21 protein-coding genes, 1 tRNA gene and 1 pseudogene are annotated in these 22426 nt (G+C 54.7%); 7 read left to right on the plus strand and 16 right to left on the minus strand.

Annotated features, from left to right (window positions below):
* Nucleotides 1-8 precede the first annotated feature (8 nt).
* Complete coding sequence (locus tag SH668x_RS00100) at nt 9-545, minus strand: hypothetical protein (RefSeq protein WP_437186673.1); 537 nt, start codon at nt 543-545, stop codon at nt 9-11.
* Between the two features lie 391 nt (nt 546-936).
* Between SH668x_RS00100 and SH668x_RS00105 the strand changes: the two genes are divergently transcribed.
* Both SH668x_RS00105 and SH668x_RS00110 read left to right on the plus strand, forming a co-directional pair.
* Nucleotides 937-1821, plus strand: a complete 885-nt coding sequence (locus tag SH668x_RS00105; protein WP_437186674.1) for a phosphoribosylaminoimidazolesuccinocarboxamide synthase — start codon at nt 937-939, stop codon at nt 1819-1821.
* 90 nt (nt 1822-1911) lie between these two features.
* Entirely contained in the window at nt 1912-2685 is a 774-nt protein-coding gene (locus SH668x_RS00110; protein WP_437186675.1) for an enoyl-CoA hydratase, read from the plus strand.
* Nucleotides 2686-2835: 150 nt separating this feature from the next.
* On the opposite strand, the gene SH668x_RS00115 is transcribed toward SH668x_RS00110, so the two are convergent.
* The 6 genes from SH668x_RS00115 to hisI form a co-directional block, all read right to left on the minus strand.
* Complete coding sequence (locus SH668x_RS00115; protein ID WP_437186676.1) at nt 2836-4050, minus strand: DUF6754 domain-containing protein; 1215 nt, start codon at nt 4048-4050, stop codon at nt 2836-2838.
* Entirely contained in the window at nt 4047-5168 is a 1122-nt protein-coding gene (locus SH668x_RS00120) for a hypothetical protein (RefSeq protein WP_437186677.1), read from the minus strand. Before SH668x_RS00120 ends, SH668x_RS00115 begins: the two co-directional genes overlap by 4 nt.
* 120 nt (nt 5169-5288) lie before the next feature.
* A complete protein-coding gene (gene ftsY / locus SH668x_RS00125; RefSeq protein WP_437186678.1) occupies nt 5289-6233 on the minus strand; it encodes a signal recognition particle-docking protein FtsY in 945 nt (314 codons plus the stop codon).
* Between the two features lie 82 nt (nt 6234-6315).
* Nucleotides 6316-7812 carry a rhamnulokinase gene (locus SH668x_RS00130; protein WP_437186679.1) on the minus strand — a complete coding sequence of 499 codons (1497 nt, stop codon included), beginning with the start codon at nt 7810-7812 and terminating at the stop codon, nt 6316-6318.
* An 88-nt stretch (nt 7813-7900) separates the two neighbouring features.
* Entirely contained in the window at nt 7901-8779 is an 879-nt protein-coding gene (gene hisG / locus SH668x_RS00135) for an ATP phosphoribosyltransferase (protein WP_437186680.1), read from the minus strand.
* A gap of 106 nt (nt 8780-8885) precedes the next feature.
* A complete protein-coding gene (gene hisI / locus SH668x_RS00140; RefSeq protein ID WP_437186681.1) occupies nt 8886-9266 on the minus strand; it encodes a phosphoribosyl-AMP cyclohydrolase in 381 nt (126 codons plus the stop codon).
* 773 nt (nt 9267-10039) lie between these two features.
* Between hisI and accB the strand changes: the two genes are divergently transcribed.
* The 3 genes from accB (at nt 10040) to SH668x_RS00155 (ending at nt 12302) form a co-directional block, all read left to right on the plus strand.
* Nucleotides 10040-10540, plus strand: coding sequence for an acetyl-CoA carboxylase biotin carboxyl carrier protein (gene accB / locus SH668x_RS00145; RefSeq protein ID WP_437186682.1), 501 nt, complete (start codon nt 10040-10042; stop codon nt 10538-10540).
* Between the two features lie 123 nt (nt 10541-10663).
* Nucleotides 10664-12007, plus strand: a complete 1344-nt coding sequence (accC, locus tag SH668x_RS00150; RefSeq protein WP_437186683.1) for an acetyl-CoA carboxylase biotin carboxylase subunit — start codon at nt 10664-10666, stop codon at nt 12005-12007.
* A 221-nt stretch (nt 12008-12228) separates the two neighbouring features.
* Nucleotides 12229-12302: transfer RNA gene (locus SH668x_RS00155), tRNA-Arg, on the plus strand.
* Between the two features lie 355 nt (nt 12303-12657).
* Here the strand turns inward: SH668x_RS00155 and SH668x_RS00160 are convergent.
* The 9 genes and pseudogenes from SH668x_RS00160 to SH668x_RS00200 form a co-directional block, all read right to left on the minus strand.
* A pseudogene (locus tag SH668x_RS00160) lies at nt 12658-13806 on the minus strand (site-specific integrase); the annotation flags it as partial.
* Between the two features lie 56 nt (nt 13807-13862).
* Complete coding sequence (locus SH668x_RS00165; protein ID WP_437186684.1) at nt 13863-14090, minus strand: helix-turn-helix transcriptional regulator; 228 nt, start codon at nt 14088-14090, stop codon at nt 13863-13865.
* Between the two features lie 138 nt (nt 14091-14228).
* Nucleotides 14229-14654: a hypothetical protein gene (locus SH668x_RS00170; RefSeq protein WP_437186685.1), complete on the minus strand. Its 426-nt coding sequence runs from the start codon at nt 14652-14654 to the stop codon at nt 14229-14231.
* 46 nt (nt 14655-14700) lie between these two features.
* Entirely contained in the window at nt 14701-15240 is a 540-nt protein-coding gene (locus SH668x_RS00175) for a hypothetical protein (RefSeq protein WP_437186686.1), read from the minus strand.
* Between the two features lie 42 nt (nt 15241-15282).
* A complete protein-coding gene (locus SH668x_RS00180; RefSeq protein WP_437186687.1) occupies nt 15283-17349 on the minus strand; it encodes a type IV secretory system conjugative DNA transfer family protein in 2067 nt (688 codons plus the stop codon).
* 24 nt (nt 17350-17373) lie between these two features.
* Nucleotides 17374-17856 carry a hypothetical protein gene (locus tag SH668x_RS00185; RefSeq protein ID WP_437186688.1) on the minus strand — a complete coding sequence of 161 codons (483 nt, stop codon included), beginning with the start codon at nt 17854-17856 and terminating at the stop codon, nt 17374-17376.
* An 84-nt stretch (nt 17857-17940) separates the two neighbouring features.
* Entirely contained in the window at nt 17941-18315 is a 375-nt protein-coding gene (locus SH668x_RS00190; RefSeq protein WP_437186689.1) for a hypothetical protein, read from the minus strand.
* Nucleotides 18316-18398: 83 nt separating this feature from the next.
* Nucleotides 18399-18581: a hypothetical protein gene (locus tag SH668x_RS00195; RefSeq protein ID WP_437186690.1), complete on the minus strand. Its 183-nt coding sequence runs from the start codon at nt 18579-18581 to the stop codon at nt 18399-18401.
* Between the two features lie 83 nt (nt 18582-18664).
* The gene (locus SH668x_RS00200) at nt 18665-19114 is read right to left on the minus strand and encodes a hypothetical protein (protein WP_437186691.1); all 450 of its coding nucleotides are present in this window, start codon (nt 19112-19114) and stop codon (nt 18665-18667) included.
* 165 nt (nt 19115-19279) lie between these two features.
* On the opposite strand from SH668x_RS00200, the gene SH668x_RS00205 reads away from it, so the two are divergent.
* Both SH668x_RS00205 and SH668x_RS00210 read left to right on the plus strand, forming a co-directional pair.
* Nucleotides 19280-19885: a hypothetical protein gene (locus SH668x_RS00205; RefSeq protein WP_437186692.1), complete on the plus strand. Its 606-nt coding sequence runs from the start codon at nt 19280-19282 to the stop codon at nt 19883-19885.
* A gap of 77 nt (nt 19886-19962) precedes the next feature.
* Nucleotides 19963-22407: a serine/threonine protein kinase gene (locus tag SH668x_RS00210; protein WP_437186693.1), complete on the plus strand. Its 2445-nt coding sequence runs from the start codon at nt 19963-19965 to the stop codon at nt 22405-22407.
* Nucleotides 22408-22426 lie beyond the last annotated feature (19 nt).

A 22426-nucleotide genomic window follows, 5' to 3' on the forward strand; every position in this document is an offset into this window, starting at 1 on the left:
ATGTGAAACTACTTCAGGATTGAGGAAGTTTTTCCAACAAGGCCGCTGATGCTGTCTTTGTTGAGTTCGCCCTTCTTGAAAGTCTCGTTGACCTTCAATTTTCCGCCAACCCACATCATGACGGTCACTTCTGAATCTTCAGCGATCTTGTAATCGCGTGGTCCAGCTTCGCCGTCGAAGGTTGTCAGTGGAACGTTTTCAACTTTGGCTTCGTTAGCAACTTTCTTGAGTGCTTCCTCTTTAGCCTCTGGCTCATCACTCAGCAGAACAACGAGACCCTTCATTTCCTGAGCCTGGTTCTTGCCAACAACTCCGTCAACCTCATGAATGAGTGACGCGACGTCAGCGTTCACTTCGCGAGCAAAAATGCTCACAACTGGCTTATTGCCGTAGCGGCAGCGATAGCACAGTTTTGTTCCAGCGGATGGACCAGTGACATCCTTCACGAAGAAGGCGTTCACATCGGATCCGACTGGCAGGCCGTCTGCCATTGCCATGGTTGAAAAGAATGTCAGGGCGAGTGCAACGGCGAGAATATTCTTCATGTTCTCCATACTCCTCAAAGGAACGTGTTCAGCGATGCTGAGTCCAAGCTGATATGCGAACATCGCATTGGCAGTGAATTTGATTCAGCGGATTTTACGACGAATTTCATTTTCCGTCGATACGCCAAATGGCAGATGAATATCAGAAGATTCAACATTTGGTAAAATAGAGCAACTGGGAAGTTTCATTGGCTACGGGTCGCCGCTGAGAAGACTGCCGCAAGTCAAAATGCTAACATCACTTTGAATTTATTCTCTCGCCTCGGAGTGTGCTTCACACCTGACGCTCCAATTCGCAAAGTGCTTCAACTCCGCGATTGAAAAGCGTCACAAGCAAGCATCCGGAAGGGAGGGCGTCGCACGGCTGATCTCTGATTGGAAATCAATTTTCATGCAGGCTTTTCTGGAATCGTCCATCCCCGGTATCCCCGTCCGACGCGGCAAAGTTCGAGAGGTCTACGATTTTGGTGACCAGCTACTGCTCGTTGCCAGCGACCGGATCAGCGCCTTCGACTGGATTCTACCAGCAGGGATTCCAGACAAAGGACGAGTGCTGACTGGGATTAGCGATTTTTGGTTCGATCGACTCGGCGTGAACGATCACCTCATCAGCATGGATGCCACGACACTTCCACTTCCTGAAGAAGTCGATGCCGACGCGTTGAAAGGGCGATCCATGGTCGTCCGTAAAACGGAAGTCGTCCCCATCGAGTGTGTTGTTCGCGGCTATCTCTCGGGTTCAGGCTGGAAAGAGTATCGCGAGACTGGCCGGGTTGCAGGAATTCAACTCCCTGCCGGACTCGTCGAGAGCAGCAAGCTCCCCGAGCCAATTTTCACGCCCGCGACGAAAGCTGAAACGGGTCATGATGAAAACATTACGTTCGACGAAATGCAGCAGCAGATTGGTTTCGAACTCGCTGATGACCTGAGAAACATCAGTTTGCAGATTTACGAACGAGCCGCTGAATACGCGTTGACTCGCGGTATTATCATTGCAGATACGAAATTCGAATTCGGCTTAGTCGGTGATGAAATCGTTCTGATCGATGAAGTGCTGACTCCGGACAGCTCACGATTCTGGCCGCAAGCAAGCTATCAGCCCGGCAAGGGCCAACCCTCGTTCGATAAACAATTCATGCGAGACTGGCTGGAATCGACAGGCTGGGACAAAAATTCTCCTCCACCGACGCCGCCAGAGGAAATTGTCCAAAGCACACGAGCAAAGTACATCGAAGCGTTTGAGCTGTTAACACAACAACCATTTCCATGGAAGTAACCTCCGACAAACGTCGGGTTGTCGTTTCACATGACAACCCGGAACGATGTTTCTGCTGTTCCTGATCCCCCCAGTTGATTGATCACTGCGATGAGCGAATCTGAAGTTCTTGTTGATTCAAAAGATGGTGTCGTCACTGTCACACTCAATCGACCAGGTCGCCGACACGCATTGTCGTTGTCGCTTCTGGAGACGCTCGATCAAACATTGGCGAAGATTGCTGAGGACAAAAGTGCACGAGTCGTTGTCCTCGCCTCCTCCGGCAACGTCTATTCCTCGGGGCATGACCTCGGCGAGATGAAAGGTCGATCAGAGGAAGAGTACGCTCACCTGTTCTCAACCTGCTCTCGCGTCATGCAGCGAATCCGCCAGCTCCCACAGCCAGTGATTGCCCGGGTGCAGGGTTTCGCAACAGCAGCGGGATGCCAACTGGTTGCAGCCTGCGACTTGGCCGTTGCCAGCGACACCGCTCAATTTGCGACACCTGGAGTGAAGATCGGCCTGTTCTGTACCACACCGATGGTTCCTCTCGTGCGGAGCGTTCCCAATAAGATCGCGATGGAGATGCTGCTAACCGGCCAACCGATCAGCGCACAGAAGGCTTTAGCGTCTGGATTGCTGAACGCAGTTGCCCCAGAAGGAGAACTCGACGCCATCATCCAGCAGTATGCCAAAGCCATTGTCGCATCGAGCCGACAAGTCATCGCCCTCGGAAAGCGGGAGTTCTATGAACAACTCGTACTGAGTGAAGCAGATGCCTACTCACGCGCTGTGAACGTGATGACCAAGAACGCAGAAATGCGAGACGCTCAAGAGGGAATTTCTGCCTTTCTGGAAAAACGCCAGCCGCAATGGGAAGAGTAGAAGAGTAGAAGAGTAAACGGCAAGCGGTATCTCTCGGAAAGCTCACTCCCGGTGCTGCGTAATCAGAGTAGCTCGAAGGTGACTTCTCACGATGGAATTTGAGAGAGTCAATCGCAATGCGATACGTCGTTGCACGCAAGCGGGCCTTGCCTACTTCGACTCCAAGATGGTCTTCATTAGGTAATTTGCAGCACTCGCGACAGCTTCGTTATCAGTCAATTGCTGGCAGGTCAAAAGGATGACCCCGACGACGATCAACGCTCCGACGAGCAACTTGCCGACATCCTGACCCTTGAGGCTTCCAAGCTGATCAGGTGAATTCGATAGATAGGCGCTGGCTGCAAAGAACTCTTCGCCAATTAGCGTGTAGTCACACGCAGCAACGAAAAATGGGAGCTGAGCAGGCTGAGCAGTTCCAGCAATCTGTATAGCCCCCACGGAATTTCCGGTTTCCGCAAGAATCAGAGACTCGGCAAAAAACGATCCCAGATAGAAACAGGCTGCCGGTTTCTCTCGAACGATCTTCCCGGTGATGTAGGAGACATACGCGAACTGCTCATCAGTTACATAGTAAACCAGATCCTGATTATAGGCATCTGGACGACCTGCAGAGAGAAACGCGTTCTTCACGGTTTCGCGAGCCGCGGTCATCACCAGAGACTTCGAAGTCGGAGTTTCCAAAGTGCAGTCATATTCAGCTGCCCGCTCAGCGACTCGAGATAAAAGAGTCAGCCCAGCGATGGTCTGCATCTCATTCATGTCCTGAATTCCAGGAACATAAATGCAGGATCGCCCCATTTCAGTAGCACGTCCAACAGCTTCTTCAATCGCATCGAGACCTGCGATCTTTCGGATCTTCAATGGAAGTCCCAGACGTGCGAGAACCACAAACGTGATGATCGCCCCGCATACAAGCAGCATCACCACAAACACCCAGAAGCGACTTCCATCGAAGCTCTCTCGAACGGCAATTGCAGGTCGGTTCTCAGCGGGTGTAACAAAAGCCGATTTCTCGCCGTCCAATGTTGGATCGATTGCTGCCACGCGGAACCAGTACGGTTCACCGCGAACACAATCTTTGGCGATTACCCGCATTTTTCGCTGCTTGAGCTCTTCCGGTGACGGAGCAACCTGAGCAACTTTCTCGTAGATGCCACGCTCTTCAGCTGAACGTTCGACCAAATATTCGGTCGCAATCTCAGGGGCTGGCTCCTCAGACTCGGGGAGCATGATGAAGACATCAATCTGGTCCCCATTATCAAAGGGGTGATTGGCGACCGTCACGTCAAGAGGGGCCGCTGGGGGAGCAGCCTCCGAGAACCTGACCAGGAACAGCAACGCCAGCAGCAATGAGAAGAGTTTCATTCCTCGACGATCTCCACATTTGCACGCGGGACGATGACACGCTGCCCCGAAATACACTGCACTTCAAGTACCCGGGCTTTTGATCCTGAATCCAGAACAACAGGCTCGATCGGTAAGGCAGCAACCTTTCCAAGTTCTCCAAAATACGGATCGCGAATGAGGCGAACGTGCGCTCCAACCTCAAGAACGCCGCCGCCGACACGCTCGGATGTCCCAGCTGAACCAATGTCGCGGTTTAACGGAATGATGATCTCAGGCCGAAGGACCCCTGCTCGAATCTGCGTTGCACCATTCACTGATGCGACATTTCCTTCGTGGGACTTCAGTAATTCAAAAGTACGGCGAGCCATCGCAATATTGCCGAAGCCCTCCGTGATAATAATGGTCAGCCCGATGTTTTCGGAGCCCGTAATTGCGACACCGAGGTCATACCCGAGAATCTCCTTGAGATCCTGATCGTCAATTCCGCCAGCTATGAGTGCTTTGACTCCTAGCGATTTTGCTCGTTCAACCGCAGCCCCTTGAATTCGACCGCCAGCGACGAGAATCTTCCCTCCCAGATCACCTGTCAGAATCTCTGGAGTCAGGTCTTCATCAGGACGCGCTGTCACGACTTTCAGAGTCCCGATCTGTTCTCCACCGACGCCGAAGATCCCTTGGAGAAACGCGGTATTCGTCTCGATAACGACGCCCGATTCGGGAATCACCTCGACGATCTCTCCGCTGACGAATGCATTCACCTGCACTGGAGAAGGTGGCCCGCGAAGGATGACTTGCCCCGTGACCGACGAAATCGATTCCAGAGTTCCGTCAGCAGGAGAGTCAAAGTGATTTTTAAAGTAGCCCAAAATCCCTTTGGACTCCGCGAGAATTTCCCCTTTTTTGATCTCGTCACCGACCTTGAATTTCATCACGCGGACGAGATCCCCGGGTGTGACCGAAAGCAGATTCGCGACATTAAGAGGAATCAGGTCACCCGGCTGATGGGTCTGAGCGACCACTTGTTCAGCAGCAACACGGTCGCCGAGCTTGACGAGGACCTCTCCTGGAATCGGCAGCAAGCGGGAAAACCGGATACGAGTTTCCGCTTTGACCTGAAGTCCGGGAGTATAAGCCATCTCGTCGACCAATCCGTTCGCTAGGACACTCTTGGCGAATTCAGCCGTTCAACAATACCGCGTTAAACAATCTTCCAACAAGGTCGAAGACATTTGCAGAACGACTGTCACTTGCGCAAACTAGACATCATTAAACAGTGCGTTCACAAAGTCTTCAGCTGAAAACACCTGAAGATCCTCGACCTTTTCACCAACACCGATGTATTTCACAGGAATGCCCATTTTCTGACGAATCGCGACGACTACGCCCCCTTTGGCCGTTCCGTCCAGCTTTGTCAGAATGATCCCGGTGCACCCGGCCGCTTCGCTGAACTTGGCTGCCTGGCTGATCCCGTTTTGCCCAGTTGTGGCGTCGAGAACGAGCAAACTCTCGTGCGGAGCCCCTTCGACCTGCTTCGCGATCACCCGATGAATTTTCTGCAACTCGTTCATCAGATTCTGCTGAGTCTGCAAGCGACCAGCGGTATCGATGATGGCGAAGTCGACCTTTTTCTGAACGGCCTGAGCACATCCTTCGAATGCAACGCTCGCAGGATCACTGCCGGGGGGCTTTGTGACAATCTCGCAGCCGATGCGCTGACTCCACATCGTCAGCTGATCCACAGCTGCCGCCCGAAACGTATCGCCTGCGGCCAGCAGGACTTTTCGATTGGTGCTATGCAGCACTTTGGCCAGCTTGGCGATCGATGTCGTTTTTCCAACACCATTCACCCCCGAAACCAGAATAATGGTTGGTCCGGAAGCTGCCATGTTCAGCGGAGAGATTGGCTGCGAAGGGTCCCAGCCCGTGGCGTTTTCGCCGATCAGAATCTTTTTGAGACGTGCCCGAACCACTTCCCAGATTTTCTCCGGAACAACGGTTCTCCCGCCAAATTCCTTACGCAGATCGTCTACAACCTCAGTGGCTGCCGCCACTCCCATATCGGTCGTAATCAGTCCTCGATAGAACTCTTCAAGCTTCGCCTCGTCAAGGATCTCCCCTGACTTCAGGAGGTCACGAACGTCTGTACGGAGGACATCCTTGGTTTTCTTGAGTGCCGACTTGAGACTGTCAAAGAACCCCATGGAACGCGACTACCTTTAAGCTGAACGAACAATCTAAACGAAACAACAAACGGAAGTGAATCAGACAGGTTCCGACCAACGATTAATGAGTCGATATCGAAACGAGTTTGCGGTAGCGCTGGTAAGCTTCTTCCCACAACTCTTTATCCTGGGGTTCGAAGACCTCCAATTCGGAACTGGCCTTAACCAGACTGCGGATTTCTTGCAAAGAACCGATCTCTCCAGCGGCACGGGCCTGCGTCAGCACGTTCCCTAACGCGGTTGCTTCGACAGGACCGGCGATCACGCGTTTCCCGCAGGCGTTAGCGGTAAACTGATTCAGAAGTGTGTTCTTGCACCCTCCGCCAACGATATGAATCTCTTCCACCGTTTCACCGGTGAGTTGCTCAATTCCCGATAGAACATCGCGGTACTTGAACGCAAGACTTTCGAGCGCACAACGTACGATCTCCCCTTCGGTCTGGGGAACAGGCTCATGATGCTTGCGACACCAATCCTGAATCGCCACAGCCATGTCATCTGGATTCAAGAACGCTGGGTCATTTGGATGGACGAGTGAGAGGAATGGGTCTGCCTGGGTGGCGAGGTGCGTTAGCTGAGTGTAGTCGAAATCATTCCCCTGGCGTTCGAACGAACGCCGACACTGCTGAACGAGCCACAATCCCATCACGTTTTTCAGGAGGCGATAAGTTCCATCAACACCCCCTTCATTGGTGACGTTCTGGCTCAGCGCTTCGTCCGAGAGGATCGCTTGCTGCACTTCGACGCCAATCAATGACCACGTTCCGGAGCTGATGTAAGCCCATGATGCCGTTCCAGTGCGATCTGTTGGAACAGCGGCAACCGCAGCGGCAGTATCATGTGTTGGCGGTGCAATCACATCGATTCTTTGAAGTCCGGTAGACTGAGCAATGTCTGCTCTCAGTTGCCCGAGTTTCGTCCCCGGAGTGACGACTGTCGGCAGCATCGAAGTTGGAACATCAAACTTTCGCAACAGCTCCGTGGCCCAATCCCGTTTACGCGGATCGAAGAACTGAGTCGTAGTGGCATTCGTAAATTCCACTACCGTGCTTCCACAAAGCAGCCAGTGAAAGAAGTCTGGCACCATCAGAAAGCGATCGGCCATTGCCAGCATTTCAGGATCCTGCAATTGCATTGCAATGACCTGATAAAGCGTATTAATCGGCATGAACTGCAGTCCGGTCGACGCAAAAATCTCTTTGCGAGAAACCCGGCTGCACGCAGATTCAAGAACTCCGTCAGTTCGGGAATCACGGTAGTTATAGGGCTGTCCAAGCATCTCACTTTTGGCGCTCAGCAGGACGTAGTCAACCCCCCAGGTATCAACACCGACGGAGACAATCTTTTTACCGTATTTCAGGGCTGCCTGATGCAGACCGACCTGAATTTCCTTCCACAAGCCAATCAGGTCCCAACGGCGAGTTCCAGCGACAGAAATCGGTCCGTTCGAAAACCGATGCAGTTCGTGAAGGCGAATTTCACCCCCGCCCAACAGACCTGCAATTACACGTCCGCTTTCGGCTCCCAGATCAACTGCAAGATAAACTCGATCAATCATGATACCCGCTGGCATTGCGACAAAAGAATGAACACTGACTTAAAGTCTCAGGCTCGACGATACCCGTCGAGCCTGAGGAAAAGCCAACTTAGTCGATAATCTTACTGATTGGGTATTCAACGATCCCGGTCGCTCCGCCAGCTTTCAACTTGGGAACGATCGATCGAACGACCCGCTCATCGATAATGGTGTTCACAGCAACCCAATCCGGATCAGACAGCGATGAGACCGTTGGTCCCTTCAAGGATGGGAGGTCGCGGAGCACACCCGGCAAATCGTTCCGGAGCACGTTCATCATGAGACCGACTTTGCCTTCAGCATCCAGGCAGGATTGAAGCATCAGGGAAATTCCCTTCAGCTTGCTGTTCTTCCACTCGTCCGCCCATGAATCCTTGTTCACGATCAGGCGAGTCGTACTTTCAATCACGTCGCCGATAATGCGGAGATTATTCGCGCGAAGTGAAGAACCGGTTTCGGTCACTTCGACGATCGCGTCCGCCAGACGAGGAGGCTTGACCTCGGTGGCTCCCCACGAGAACTCGACGTCAGCTGTCACACCATGCTTGGCCAGAAACGCCTGTGTCAAACCGACTGCTTCCGTGGCAATTCGCTTCCCTTGGAGATCGTAGACCGACTGGGCCGGAGAATCTTCAGGAACGCACAACACCCAGCGAACAGGACGACGGCTGGCTTTTGAGAAGACGAGTTCGCAAACCTCATGGACGTTTGCCTGAGTTTCCATCACCCAGTCGTATCCGGTGATGCCAGCATCCAGAATCCCGTCTTCGACATATCGAGCCATTTCCTGAGCTCGAATCAGCAAGCAGTCGATTTCATCATCATCGATCGACGGGTAGTAAGAACGTGACGAGAACGTGATCTTATATCCAGCTTTCCGAAACAGCTCGGCAGTTGCTTCCTGCAGACTTCCAGCTGGAATCCCCAGCTTCAACTTCTCGCTCGACATGTTCTTTCCTTCCGGATTCGTAGAGGCACCCTACGAATGTTTCAAATCAGCAATTCTGCGATCAGAACTTCAATGTTCGAACACAGAACAGACATTTCGTGGACAACTACTTCTTGTAAACGATTTTCGGATCAAAGACTCGGTCCCCCTCAACGGTGACGTCCCCCGTAAATGGATCGATCTTTCGGAAAAAGCAGCTCTTATAACCCTCGTGGCAGGCAGCTCCTCCTCGCTGGTGAACCTTGACCAGCAGAGTGTCTGCATCGCAATCAAAATACAAGCCTTTCAACTCTTGTACATTGCCGCTTTCTTCCCCTTTGCGCCAAAGTTTCTGGCGGCTTCGGCTGTAGTAAACAACCCGCTGAGTTTTCAGAGTCTCGTGGTAAGCTTCCTGGTTCATATAAGCCAGCATCAAGACGTCGCCGGTTACTTCATCTTGAGCAATTACCGGGATCAATTCCAACTTGTTGAAGTCTGGTCCGTTCACGAGAATATTCCGCCTATAAAATCTGAAACTGCATTTCGGTGCACCAACTTCGATGCCGCCGCATTGAATGCGAGTTCGAATTCAGCCCTCTGAATGGGCAAGACACTTTAGCACGTTGGAAATTCGTCCTCTAGCAGCTGATACGAAAAGTCTGATTAGAAAACACTGTGGGCCGAGATTTCCACCAATCGATCATCCAGCTCCCCACGCTAAACGAACCCGCGACTGCAGCAACCTCTTTCCCTGACAAACATTAGAAACACAGCCCCCCAATTGACTTGCGATCAGTGTCCGCCCAGCACATTGACCACCAGACTCTCACCTTCTGGACTGACTCGAGCCAATATTTAATCCAAAACAAAATCCGGGGAAGTCTCAGAGGAATGAAGCAGCAAACCCGATCATGCGAACCGGCATGATAACGCTCCTCCTACGTTCTCCATAACCAACTGCAAACAAAACACTTGCAAGGCCGACCACTTCCTGCAACCATCCACAAGCAACACGAGGGTCGACCTTCCGTTCGCATCTGCAAACTCTCACAAGTGCGAATATGGTTGTCTCTTCTGCGTTGGGGATCTATCTTCCCATCCAGAGCGAATTTCGGATAAAAATCCGCTCTGGTCGCAAATTGCGGTCAACGCTGGTTTTTCACAGCTCCACGTAAAGGACGAGCAGAAATCCCCCAGCGCAGGCCAACCCGTCGCGAAATCAAGTACGGTAAACAACCACAACTTAATCAGACGCAGCGCATCTAGAGGTAAGGATCGGGTATGGCTGGCGATAGCAAAAGCAGTAAACAATTCGACGTCGACGGCTTGCGGCAGTTGCTTGAGTTGATGGAGAAGTACGACATTCGAGAATTCAAACAACAGGTCGGCGAAACCCGTTACGTATTACGTCGCGGCCCGCACGAAGTTGTCTCAGCAGCCCCAGTGACTTACGCCGCTGCACCCGCGATGGCCGCACCAACGCCATCCGTTGCCCCACAAGCTCCAGCTGCCGCGGCACCAACCGCATCAGGGGCCGATGAAGGTCTCATTCCGATCAAGAGCCCAACAGTCGGGACTTTCTACATCGCTCAGGCTCCAGGCGAACCACCATTCTGCAAAGTCGGCGACACCGTAACCGCAGAATCGATCGTTTGCATCGTTGAAGCGATGAAACTCTTCAACAAGATTCCTGCGAAAGTTTCCGGAACCATCGCAAAGATCCTGCTCGCTGACGGAGACGCAGTCGAGTTCGGACAACCGATGTTCCTCGTGAAGCCATAATTCGAGTGAAGAGATTTGCCTGGCCTGCTGGCCAAACTCAGTGCACCAATTTCCAAAGAGCAGTCGTAAATTTCTTATTCCGACCGACTCTTGTCCGATCCCTGAAAAGACACAAAGCACCTCATGTTTCAACGGATTCTGATTGCCAATCGCGGGGAAATCGCACTCCGAGTGATTCGCGCCTGTAAGGAAATGGGAATCGAAACGGTCGCTGTCTATAGCGAAGCGGACCGTGGTGCCCACTACCTGAGTCTGGCCAACGAAGCCTATTGCATCGGCCCCGCGAGCAGCACCGACAGCTACTTGAAAACAGAGCACATCATCGCTGCCGCTGAACTCGGAAACGTTCAGGCGATCCACCCGGGCTACGGGTTTCTCGCAGAGAACGCGGACTTCGCGGAACAATGCCGAGATTCCAAAATCGAGTTCATCGGACCACCACACGAGGCAATGCAAAAGCTTGGTGATAAGGTCGCTGCTCGAAAAATGGCAATCGAAGCCAAAGTTCCAGTCGTCCCCGGAAGCGAAGGGCTCATTGAGTCCGAAGACGATGCTGTTCGCATTGCAAATGAGATCGGTTATCCCGTCCTCATTAAAGCAACCGCGGGCGGCGGCGGAAAAGGAATTCGACCGGCCTTCAACGAAATCACGCTGCGTACTGAACTGAAAGCCGCTTCAGCAGAAGCCGAGAAAGCGTTCAAGAACGCGGGCGTGTACATCGAGAAACTGATCGAAAAGCCACGCCACGTTGAAGTTCAGATCATCGCAGATCAACATGGCAACGTCTTTCACCTCTGGGAACGCGACTGCACAATGCAGCGTAAACACCAGAAGCTGATCGAAGAGAGCCCTGCCCCTAACCTTCCACAATCGGTCCGTGAAGACATCTGCAAGGCAGCTGTCCGACTGGTAAAGAGCGCTGGATACTACAACGCAGGAACCTGCGAGTTCCTCGTTGACAAGGACAATCGCTTCTATTTCATTGAAGTGAACGCGAGAATTCAGGTCGAACATCCGGTTACTGAAATGGTAACAGGAATAGACCTGATTAAGGCGCAGATTCAGGTCGCTGCTGGCGAAGCACTGGACCTCAAACAACGCAACATCCCTTGCAACGGATGTTCGATCGAAGTTCGAATCAACGCGGAAGACCCCGACAATGGGTTCCGCGGATGTCCGGGAACGATCACAAAACTTCGCATTCCAGGCGGACTTGGTGTGCGGTTCGATTCGCACATTTACGAGGGCTACAAGATCAGCCCGTATTACGACTCTATGATCGGCAAGCTGATTGTCCACAAGCCGACCCGCTTGGAAGCAATCGCCTGCCTGAAACGTGCCCTCGATGAACTCGTCGTCGAGGGCCCGGGAATCAAAACGACCGTTCCGCTGGTCCGTAAGATTCTTGATCACACCACATTCATCAACGGCGATGGAGACACCAAGTTCGTGGAACGAACCTGGTAGACCATACCACCTGCCTCAGGAAGTAGTGATCATTTCTACTCATGCTACTCCCCTGCGACATCGAAGCTCATTCACTTAACGATCTTTTGACGTAATATCCGATAAGGCTGTCACCACCGACAGCCGCTGTGAATGTCAAAAAATTGAGTTGAATTATCTGCGAGAATGGATTGTACCAGAGAGAGAAATCACTAAGATTGTGAACTCGCCAGAAATGGCAGGCACCCCTAGCTCAATTGGATAGAGCATCGGTCTACGGAACCGAAGGTTTCAGGTTCGAACCCTGAGGGGTGCACTTTGACAGACACAGACGTTTGGTGACAGCCGTTGCCAAACGTCTTGTCATTGAACAAGTTACGAAAGATCTCGTCGGAGTTCTGGTCCGTTCCGGATGCTGCCATTATGACATCCGGTGCCATCTGAGCACAACTGACGACGGAATTTCCTGCAACCCCCACTGCAACCAAACCTGAACCGTCGTTCTCGTCAGGGGGTGAACCTCCCGGTTTTTCTTCTGTAACCACCGGGGCTCTTTCGGCGGATTTCGCCACCGGAGCGGTCAGGCTGGCAATCGCATTCGCCTTGTCGTTCATCTCCAGATGAGTGTACCGATTGGCTGTCAGCCGGGGATCGGAATGGCGGGCCAGCTTCTGGGCAATGACCAGCGGGACGCCCGCCTGAGCCAGACGACTGATGAACGAATGCCGGTTCGAGTGGAAGTCGGCGTAGAGCCCGTTTTCATCGACGTACTTCAGGAAGTCCGAGTCCTCTCTCGCGACACGATCTTTAGCAGTCTCGGCCTCTTCAATCCATGATTTCCGGGCTTCTGCAAGATCGTGCTTCATCATCTTTGCTGTATGCCGGAACCACCCCTTGGCAGTGATGAGCTTGAACAGGAGATCGTCCAGCTTCCGCTCTGGCCCGGAGGCCAGCCAGGATTTGAACCGCTCCACGACGTAGTCGTGTAACGGGATCACGTCGTTTCTCTTGCGCTTGCTGTAGGAGGCGCTCACCTTGACCGATGGTGTCTCGCCATCGAGATCGAAGGACCGCAGTGTCAGGGAAGCGAGTTCCCGACGTCGATATCCGGTCCATGTGGCCAGGACGTAGAGCATGGCCCTGTCTTTGCCTGAAATCCCTTCCACGACGACACCGGTTTCAGCCGTCTGCACCAGACGTTCGAACTCATCAGCAGTGAGAGACCGGCGGTCATGACGACGGTCTGTTTCTGTGCTGACACGTTTCAGTGACGCGACGGGATTGCGAGGAAGCCGTTCGTGTGTCACAAGCCAATTGCAGAAATACTTGAACGCATCGAGATGAAAATTGCTGGTCTGGGCCGAGAATTTCGCGGTGTTCTTCCGGCGTTCTGACAACCAGGTCGCGATTTTCGGGGCATCAAGTTGTGAAAGCAGTTGGAATTTGCAGCCATCGGCAACTCTCTTGATCCGGAATACAACTTGACGAACGTGCTTTCCCGAGTTCCCTTTGGCTTCAAGAAATGCCTTGTACTCTGCAAGGTGCTCAGAAATAGCTCGCTTTTCGTGCTCTTCGAATGGATCGAGCAGACCGGCCTGACGACGTTCAACATTCTTCACAATGTCGTTGAGCTTCGTCTGTGCGGCGGTTTTATCTGCACAGAGAGGGATGCGTTGCAGAGCGCCATCAATGTCCTTGTATTCCCCGTACCATTTCCGGCTCTTTTCCTTTTTCAGCAACGCTCCCGGTGTTCCTTTGGCGACACGTCTCCCATTGGAATCGACGTATCGAGTAATCCGCATTTTGAAGAGGCTGGCCATCGAAATCTCACTTGTTAGATGGATACTGAAAAGTGTGCCGTGTTATGAACGAATCTTCAATCCTGTTTTCTGACCGGCAGCGTGGGACATCCCTGTGCGATCCAGGCGTCAATGTCCGACTTTCGCCAGCGGACACCGCCACCAACCTTCACAGGCTTTGGTAACTGGCAGCAGGATCGCATTCTCCAGATCGTTCGTTTACTCACCTTGAGGACAGCGGCCAGATCGTCCACTGTCAGTAACGGTGGAGGGATGGTCCCCGAAATTAGTTCCGAAGGAGTCATTGAAAACTCAACTTTCTACATCAGTTTCTGATCGATCACGTTCTGAAGCAGACTAACTCCAGGTCGTGTTCTGATTCAGCCGGAAACCGCTTCCGACCTGCTTTGACGCCATGCTGGTCAACGCAATTTTTGTTCAGATCACTGCACCGACTCTTGACGTAAACCTGCAGTTAGGATGGAGACAAGACCATCGGCCGTGCATCTGAACTGCGGTTCATGCAGGGTTTCACGAAAGCGGAGGCTGAAACCGGAGAGATTTCGTTCCCCTTCTTCCGTAATGCGTTCCCGCACGAGGGATTCCAGATCGGAACTGGTGATCGGACCGTTTTCACGGACTATGCCCGCTGTGATTGCAGTCACTTCCGCCTTGGTGACGCAGGGTTTGCCGCGCTTCGCCGGTCTGGCCTTGGAGGGCCCGCCGCCGAGTGCGACGAGAGCTGCCTCCAGCTTCTGCTTCTGGTCGGTGATTTCCTTCAGATCGGACCGCAGCCGGGATTCCTGTTCTTCCATGGGCTGCAGCTGGCTGCGAAGTTCATCAATGATCTGGTCAATAGGAGAGTTCATAGTTGGTTTTCCTTGCTTGGATCGAATGCTTGCTGGTGAACGGTGATCAACGGTCGAGTTCGAAATCTTCTTCGTGGTCGTGATCCTGATCCCACTGATCACGGAGCCAAGACTGGTAGGAGTGCTGGTCGAGAAGGTGATGGCCCTGTTCGTGGTCCTCCTGCAACTCATCGTCGTGGGACCGCAAATCCGCAAACTGGTCATCGATTTCGGGTTGCCGGTCGAGGGCATCATCAATGGCCCGGTTTGCATCGTGGTTGAGGTCCTGCCGGGCTTCCTCAAGTTCGCTATCGTACGACAGCGGTTCCGGTTCAAAGCGGGGGTCGTAGGTGAGTTCGGGATTGATGTAGTCCCAATCCTGCTCCGCTTCGTGAATCATGGTGCCGAACGGTGTCGGTTCCATATTCAGTTCCGGGTCGTAGGTCATTTCCGGCGGCTCGTAATCGAAGTGCTCCAAGTTCTCTTCGTGCTCTTCAAACTCTTCCCAGTGGTTGGGGCTGGCTGGTTCCATCTCCGGCATTTCCGGCCCGGAAGCCTGCTCGAATTCGTTGTCGAGGTCAGGGGCATTACGAAATGGTTCGTTCATCGGAATCTCCTCGGTTCAGTGGGTTTAAAACAGGAACGTGATTCAGGCCGAACGATGCCGGTACGTGTACCGGCTCAGGTGTTCGTCGTAGTGCCCGGTCAGAGGTAAGCCTGCGTAACGGGTTCCCTCTTCGGTAACCATTGGGCGGTAGGCCACCCGTCTGATCCGCATCGGCCCGCTGGTCATCGGGAACACGTACTTGATCGGGGAATTCTTCCGCAGCTCGATTTCTGCTTCGGCTGTCGTGATGACATCCAGCACCTCGTTGAGTGGTGGGCTGTTGCCGTTCCCTCCTCTTCTCTTGTGGGAATGCCTGCCCATCATTTGCGCGATTTTTCCCGCCGTGGCGTTGTCTGTCCCGAAAAATTCCATGGCGGAACACGCCTGAAGCCCGAGCGCCGCCTCTTCCCCCAGAGCCGAAACCAGTCCTGACCAGGACTGGCTAAACAGCCAGAGACGGACTCCCGCTTCCCGCAGTGTCGTTGCTCCCTTACGGATGGCATTGACGCGATCTCCGTACTGCAGGAACTCATCGCAGAGAATTAACACCGGCGTTTGTGGGCGCTGGCGTTTGTTCTCCAGCACGTTGAGACCGACTTCCATGTGCGTCCGCAGCCAGGGGACGAGCGTCTGCAGGTCGTTGGACGACCGGGGCAGAATCGGAAACACGCTGACCGGCGAATCGTCTTCTCCCAGTTCCCGATAGCTGAAGTCACTTCTGCCGGAGAGATGACGCCGCATCCGCACGTCGGAGAGCCAGCGGGTGTGTAGTTCGAACTCGGCGAAGACGCTGCCGAACGTGTTTTTTCCCAATTGGGCCACCGCAGCGGCGTTTTTCTGGATAAAGCCTCCCAGCATGCGGTTTTCCATCATGGTGACAAGATTGCCAAAGAACACCTGACGATCAGCCCGACCGGTCTGAGGATCAATTCCCATGCAGAAGTCAGCGATGTACGGGAGTGTCCTTTGCCGAGGATCGGCGGCAGTGGTGAGGATGTGGCCGATCCCGGCGGCGAACAGCCCCCGCGGCGCCTGAACCCAGAACTTGTCCCGCTGATTGGGATCATCCGGAAACGAGGCTTCCGCGATGGAACTGATCAAACCAGGAGTGGACGGATGGCGGATATCGATCTCGGAGAGAATGTTGTGGGAACTGGTGGGCCAGCCGGATTGCCCTGAGGGATCCAGGACGAACGAACGGCCTCCCGGAAGCTGATAACGTGCCTGTGTCACTCCCCGGGTGTCGATCCCACAGCTGCGGAACCGACGTTCGGCGGTATCATCGAGCAAACTCTGATCGGACCGGCGACCAACGGCGAAGTCGGCGAGTTCCGCCTTGGTGGAGATGAAAATCCCGCTCCCCTGATACATCGCCAGATTGGAGGCGATGCTGGTCACGAACTTCCCGGAACCGGTCTGGCCGAAGCTCAGCAGATGGCTGGTTTCGTTGAGCCAGATGTTCTGTCCGGGAACATAGCATGATTCCGGGAGTGTCTGACCGAGATGGATTGTTCGGGAGAGATGCCCCGCCTGTGCGGGTGCCGTTTGTGGAAGATGACGAACAAATCGACGGGTTCCACGCGGCCCGAGCCAGCCTGCGGCATGCCCCTGCCCGCTGACGTACAGTCGTCGATAAAGTGGCAGGGCATGCAAGAGTTCTGTCAGGTCCGGCCAGTGGGCGATCAGCGTTCCAATGCCGATCGGGATGCCGGCGATGCGGAACATCAGCCAGAGGATTGTCCCACTGAACGGGCGGGCATACACGAGCCAGAGGTCCAGCCCATGCACAATCTCGAACAGCCCCGGAAATCCCCAGCAGAGGACGGCAGCCGCAAGGATTGCCCAGCGACCGTACCGGATCGGCGGGAACAGCGATTGTCGGAATGGGAGCAGCACGAGCCAGAGCCACCCGAAGAACGTCAGATCGTACAGTCCATTGACCAGCGATCCGACGCAGGACCGGCCTTCCATCGGCCAGGAATACCAGCCAACGGGAGGCCGTCCTGAGAGGAGCCAGCAGAGGATCAGGCAGACCGGCCAGGCGAGCAGCACACAGATTAGCTTGCGGGTACCGTAAAAACGTAAGGGAGCACGGAACAAAGAGTTCATGGGATTCTCCGGAGTTGAATGGGTTCAGGGGGCTGGCGGGTTCGGAACGGAAGAACTTTCCCACCAGTTCTGACCGCTTTGGGCATCGAGCCGGTACAGCTCCTGTTCGAGTTGTTTCCGTCGTCGATCGGGATCGATGGAAGGCTGTGGTGCTGCCGCAGGGACGAACACGGGGGGCGGTGTTTCGTGGGCAACTGGCTGGCCGTCCGCGTAGTTCCGCCAGAGGATTACTCCCGCCCAGACAACGACAACCAGCAGGCCAATTTGCATCCCGATCATCAGCAGTTGCAGGACGGCCTGAGCCAGAGTGCCGAACAGGGCCGCTGCCATCAGGCCGATGATCAGGAACACCGCCAGCAGGATGTAATCGGTCCCCCGGAGTTCCTGCAGCAACGGACCGATCGTGTCGGGAGCACTCGACCACGCCCACGCAAGACAGGCGATCATCCCCACGATGAGGAGCCCCAATGTCGGCAGGATGCCGGGTTGCTGTCGGTTGGCGTACATGGAAAGACCTCTGTTCGGAACGGGATCAGGGAAAAAAGAAGGGGACCATTGCTGGCCCCCGAGAAAATGGATTGCGTCAGATGATCACGCAGCAGCGTCAGCCACCTGCAGAGCCGATTCAGGCTGCGGTTCCACCGGGGATGCTGCCGGTGTCTCCGGTTGGACCGTGGGAAGGGCGAGTTCTTTCCGCTTGAACCACAAGGCAACTCCCTGCATCACGCCCAGTGCGAACGGCAGAGGCCAGGAACTGACGTACCCGACGGTCAGGAACAAAGCTGCAATCCAGATTCCGGCTGCCAGCGGGCTCAACAACCGTCCATAGACTCTGCGAGCAGTGATCTGGATGCAGATCGCCAAGACGATCACGAAGAAGTCGTACAGAACGATCAGGCCTCCGATGACGAGCAAGAGATGACCGAATCCCAGCAGCGAGTTCAGAAACTCCGTGTGATTCAACATGACAATTCTCCAGTTTGCAGCAGTGAGGAACGTGATCCGCGCCGAACACCGGCACGAACATTTCAGACAAAACTTCGTGTGGGTTAACGCACCCTTCGCACGACGGTGATCTGATCGACGCGGTAGCGTTTCGGACGGGGTTTGAAGAGCTGGTACAGGACATACAGCGAGCCGGCGATGATCAGGAATCCGAAGAAAGAACCGTCACCGGAAGAGGCCGCTTCGGCGTTTGCCTGAGCGAGCACGGGAAACAATGAACAGACCATGAGGAACTCCTTGGAATGTGGTTGGTGAAGGGGCCGGAAACCGGTCCCGGGGTGTGGTCAAAAAAACTTGTGCAACAGGTCATTCACGCTGACTGGCGGGTGCCTTGCCGATCCCGGTCGAAGAAGGTGTCCGCCTCCGGTAATGGCTGGTTTGTCGTCTGCTCGATACGAGCGGCTCGCAGATGCCAGCAAAGCAAATGGATGAAGTAGCTCACGGTCAGGACGATCAGGCAGCCGATCAGGATTTCCAACCAGTGCATCGCCAGAAACGTGGCGAGCAGACTGATCGTCATCCCCGTTCTGCTCCACAGAAATCCGATGAGCAGGAACGACCCCAGGAAGAGATACGCCCAAAGGCCGATACCGACGATGAACTCGATCTGTTCCCGGGACAGAGTGAATTTTCTCCCGGGCTTCCGCGTGAATTTCCGCACGGTGCTTCGCACCACGATAGTGGATTGATGTTGCTCCTGCGGCCGGAAGCGTCTCCAGAGCCAATACCCCATTCCGATGCAAACAGCGACTTTGATCATGATTCCCGCTCCTTTCTGTCGAAGGTGGCGGGTTCATTCATTCCCGCCACTCTTCCGGGGGAATCACTGGCAGCGATGCGCGCGGTTTGTCCTGTTTTTTTCCGGATTGGCAGTTATGCTATGGACCTCTTTAGTTAGCAGCACGAATTTCATCAGGGCAATGAAATGACTTGCGATGACGAGGACAGGGCCGTTCTGCCGGAGAACTCTCCATCTCCGCACATCACCGATGATGTGCGTGCGCGATATCTCCGGAAGCTGACCGGCTGGGCGATGCGGGCCCTGCGGAACGTGAAAGAGGTCCGGGGCAACTTTGAGGACGTCGTCGGCAGTGCCATGCGGACCCGTGAACGTCAGGAGCAGACGGGAGAGCTTCCCGCACCGGAAACCACGCAACAACTCTGGGAACAACTGCGGGACTGCTTCAACAAAAAGATCGATCAGTACAAGCAGGCGGGGCGCAACCGGTTCAAGGAGAACTTTCTCCGCGATGCCGACCGTTCTGCCGATCCCGATCAGCCCCGCTGGGTGGAGGGAGTGATCGCGGGGAATCTCACACCGGAAGATGTCGACTCGTTCGTCCACGACGGGATGGAACTGGCACGAGCCGCCATCAGTGATCCGCAACTCCTGGACATCACCCGTCTGACGATGATGTCGCACGACACCCGGGAGATCGCGGAACAGCTCAATCTGAGCGAGCATCAGGTCAGACGCAGGATGACGGAAGTCCGTCGGCAACTTCAGGGATATCTTGACGACATGAACTAATCAGACCGGAGTAAACGGATCGGGCGGGCAAACTGGTGGTAGCGGGCAATGAGGGCAAACATCGGGCATCGACGGATGTGAAAGCATCCCCGCCCCCGTTCTATTCACAGCTGAATTCCACCGACCGCCGGGAAATCAGCGATCTATGTACCCGCTATGAGGAATCACTCCTGACCGGGACATCCACCAGTCTGGAGCAGTCCGTGCTGGCGGCCGAACCTCGTTTGCAGCTGGCTCTGCTCGAACAGTTGCTGCCGATCGAAGTCGATACCCTGCAACGGAACCGGGGAGCCACTCCGACGCTGCATGAGTTGTCTGTTCTCTATCCCAATCTGGAAGAACTGCTTCCGTTTGCCTACCGGCAACTGCCGTTAAACATCCAGCTTCCCGATGTGCTGGGGGTGTATCGTCTGGTGCGGATGGTCGGCAGCGGAACTCAGGCGACGATTGCCATCGGTCGCCACCGCAGGCTCATGCAGTCAGTTGCGATCAAATTCAGCCGGGATGAGGAATCGGCCCGAAGACTGATGCAGGAGGCGGCTTTTCTGTCACGCCTGAGCGGTCTGAATGTCCCGACCGTGCTGGATGACGGCCGCACTCCGGACGGGGTCGCGTTCATCATTATGGAGTATCTGGAAGGCCGGAATCTCTACGATCTGGTCAACGATCAGGGAGTGATCACCGATCCGGAGCGGGTGGCTGCGTATGCCCTGCAAATCGCCGAAACGGTCGACCAGATGCACCAGCGGGGCATCGTTCACCGGGACCTCTCGCCCAGGAACATTCATGTGGGCGATGACGGCCGCCTGCGGATCGTCGATTTCGGACTGGCGGTTGAAGTCTCCTCAGGCATGTCTACCCGTGCCGATGTGCAGGAGTTCCACGGCACACCGGCATTCATGTCCCCGGAACAGCGTAACTTCGTCGGCAAAATTGACGGCCGTCTGAGCGACATCTACACCCTCGGCCGCCTCCTGCTGTTCATGACCAATGGAGTTCATGCCGTGCTGGAGACGGCTCCCGATGGCCAATCATTACACGATCCCGGCACGCACCGGATCAGGAACCGGCGGCTCGCCAGAATTTACGCAACGGCGACAGATCCCGATCCCGCCCGGCGATATCAATCAGCGGGCAAGCTGGCGGATGACCTGCGGGCGTACCTTCGTTCCCGGCATCGCATCCGGATGGCGTCGAAATCCCTGATTGTCACCGTACTGTTGTGTTTCGGGGTGGTAATTTTCAACTGGGGAACGAGCCGCAAACCTCCGGTTTCCGCCAGTACTGATCCTCCACCGCAGGTCGCCGTTGCCGTTAGCAGCCATACTCCAGCGGGGCCAAGCTGGATCGAATCCCTCGCAGCTGAACAGGGGCTGGATCTCAAGTCCATCAGTGCCGGAGATTTCAGCCTTCGGTTCGTTGCGGGCGACCCGTTTCATGTCTCGCGATCGGCAATCGGCCCGATGGAAGCTCCCCGCTACGGAGGAAAACTGTTCGTCTCGTTCCCCCCGCGTTTGCAGGATTTTGTGGGAGCGATGCGGGTCCGGTTCGGGAAACGTCCCTGGCAACACCTGCTGAAAGGAATCGCGGAAAATGAATGGTATCTGCTTGTCGAGCGGCAGGATGCCGAGAAAAATCTCCCCGTCCAGTTGATGCTTTATGCCGCAGCCACCCTGACCTCCGGTCAGCAGACCATCGGGCCGTTTCAATACGATCTGGGAATGGAAAAAAAACTCGCCAGCGCCGACCGGGCGGAGCTGGATCACATCCGGAACATGGAATGGTTCGACACACGTGGCGGGGCGTGGACGATCTCCGAAACCATGCTCGGCAGTGAAGTCGTTTCCCGTGTTCCGCTGATTCATATTGGGATTTCCCCGCAGTCGCTCACCCAACAGGTGGCATTGCGTCTTCCCCCGGCGTCGCAGACGACCGCCGAACGCATTCTGCCGATTGGTGAACTTTTCAATCAGCCTGCTCCGGAACCGACCAATCAACGGTTGCGTCGTGAAATGCGTGAGCAGATGTCCGTTCTGGGACATCCGGTGCGGATCTATGCCCAGCTGGAATCGTCATCTGGTGGCCGGTCCGATATCCGGGCATTCTCGCTCGAGAATGATCTGCTGAACGAGGCTCTCTCAGTCCATTGGATTGATGGCAGCGGCGAATGGAGGTTTCGGAAGATTCCAAATCCTTTCTGTGAAACTCTGGAATTCGGACGATCTGCGGATCAGCTCACTGAGAGCCTGAAGCTCACCCCTGATCCAGGCGAGACAACGCCGTGGGTACCTGCTGAAAAACGTGTCGATCTGGGTACCGTCAATACCTACAAGCTTGATCCAGTGATCTGGGAAAAGATCGAGCCTCGGATTCAACGCGATTTCGAAGCCGGGGTCGAACGACTGAAAAATCCGGAGATCCTCTATACCCGCATTCGTCTAAAGGGGGGAGTCCAGACAGAAATCCGGAGCTACCGGAAATGGTCAGCGGACGAGATTCCGTATGGGCGACGTCCCGACTGAACTGCAGGCGAGTGTCATC

The sequence above is a fragment of the Planctomicrobium mucosum genome, from assembly GCF_051466335.1.
Lineage (GTDB): Bacteria > Planctomycetota > Planctomycetia > Planctomycetales > Planctomycetaceae > Planctomicrobium.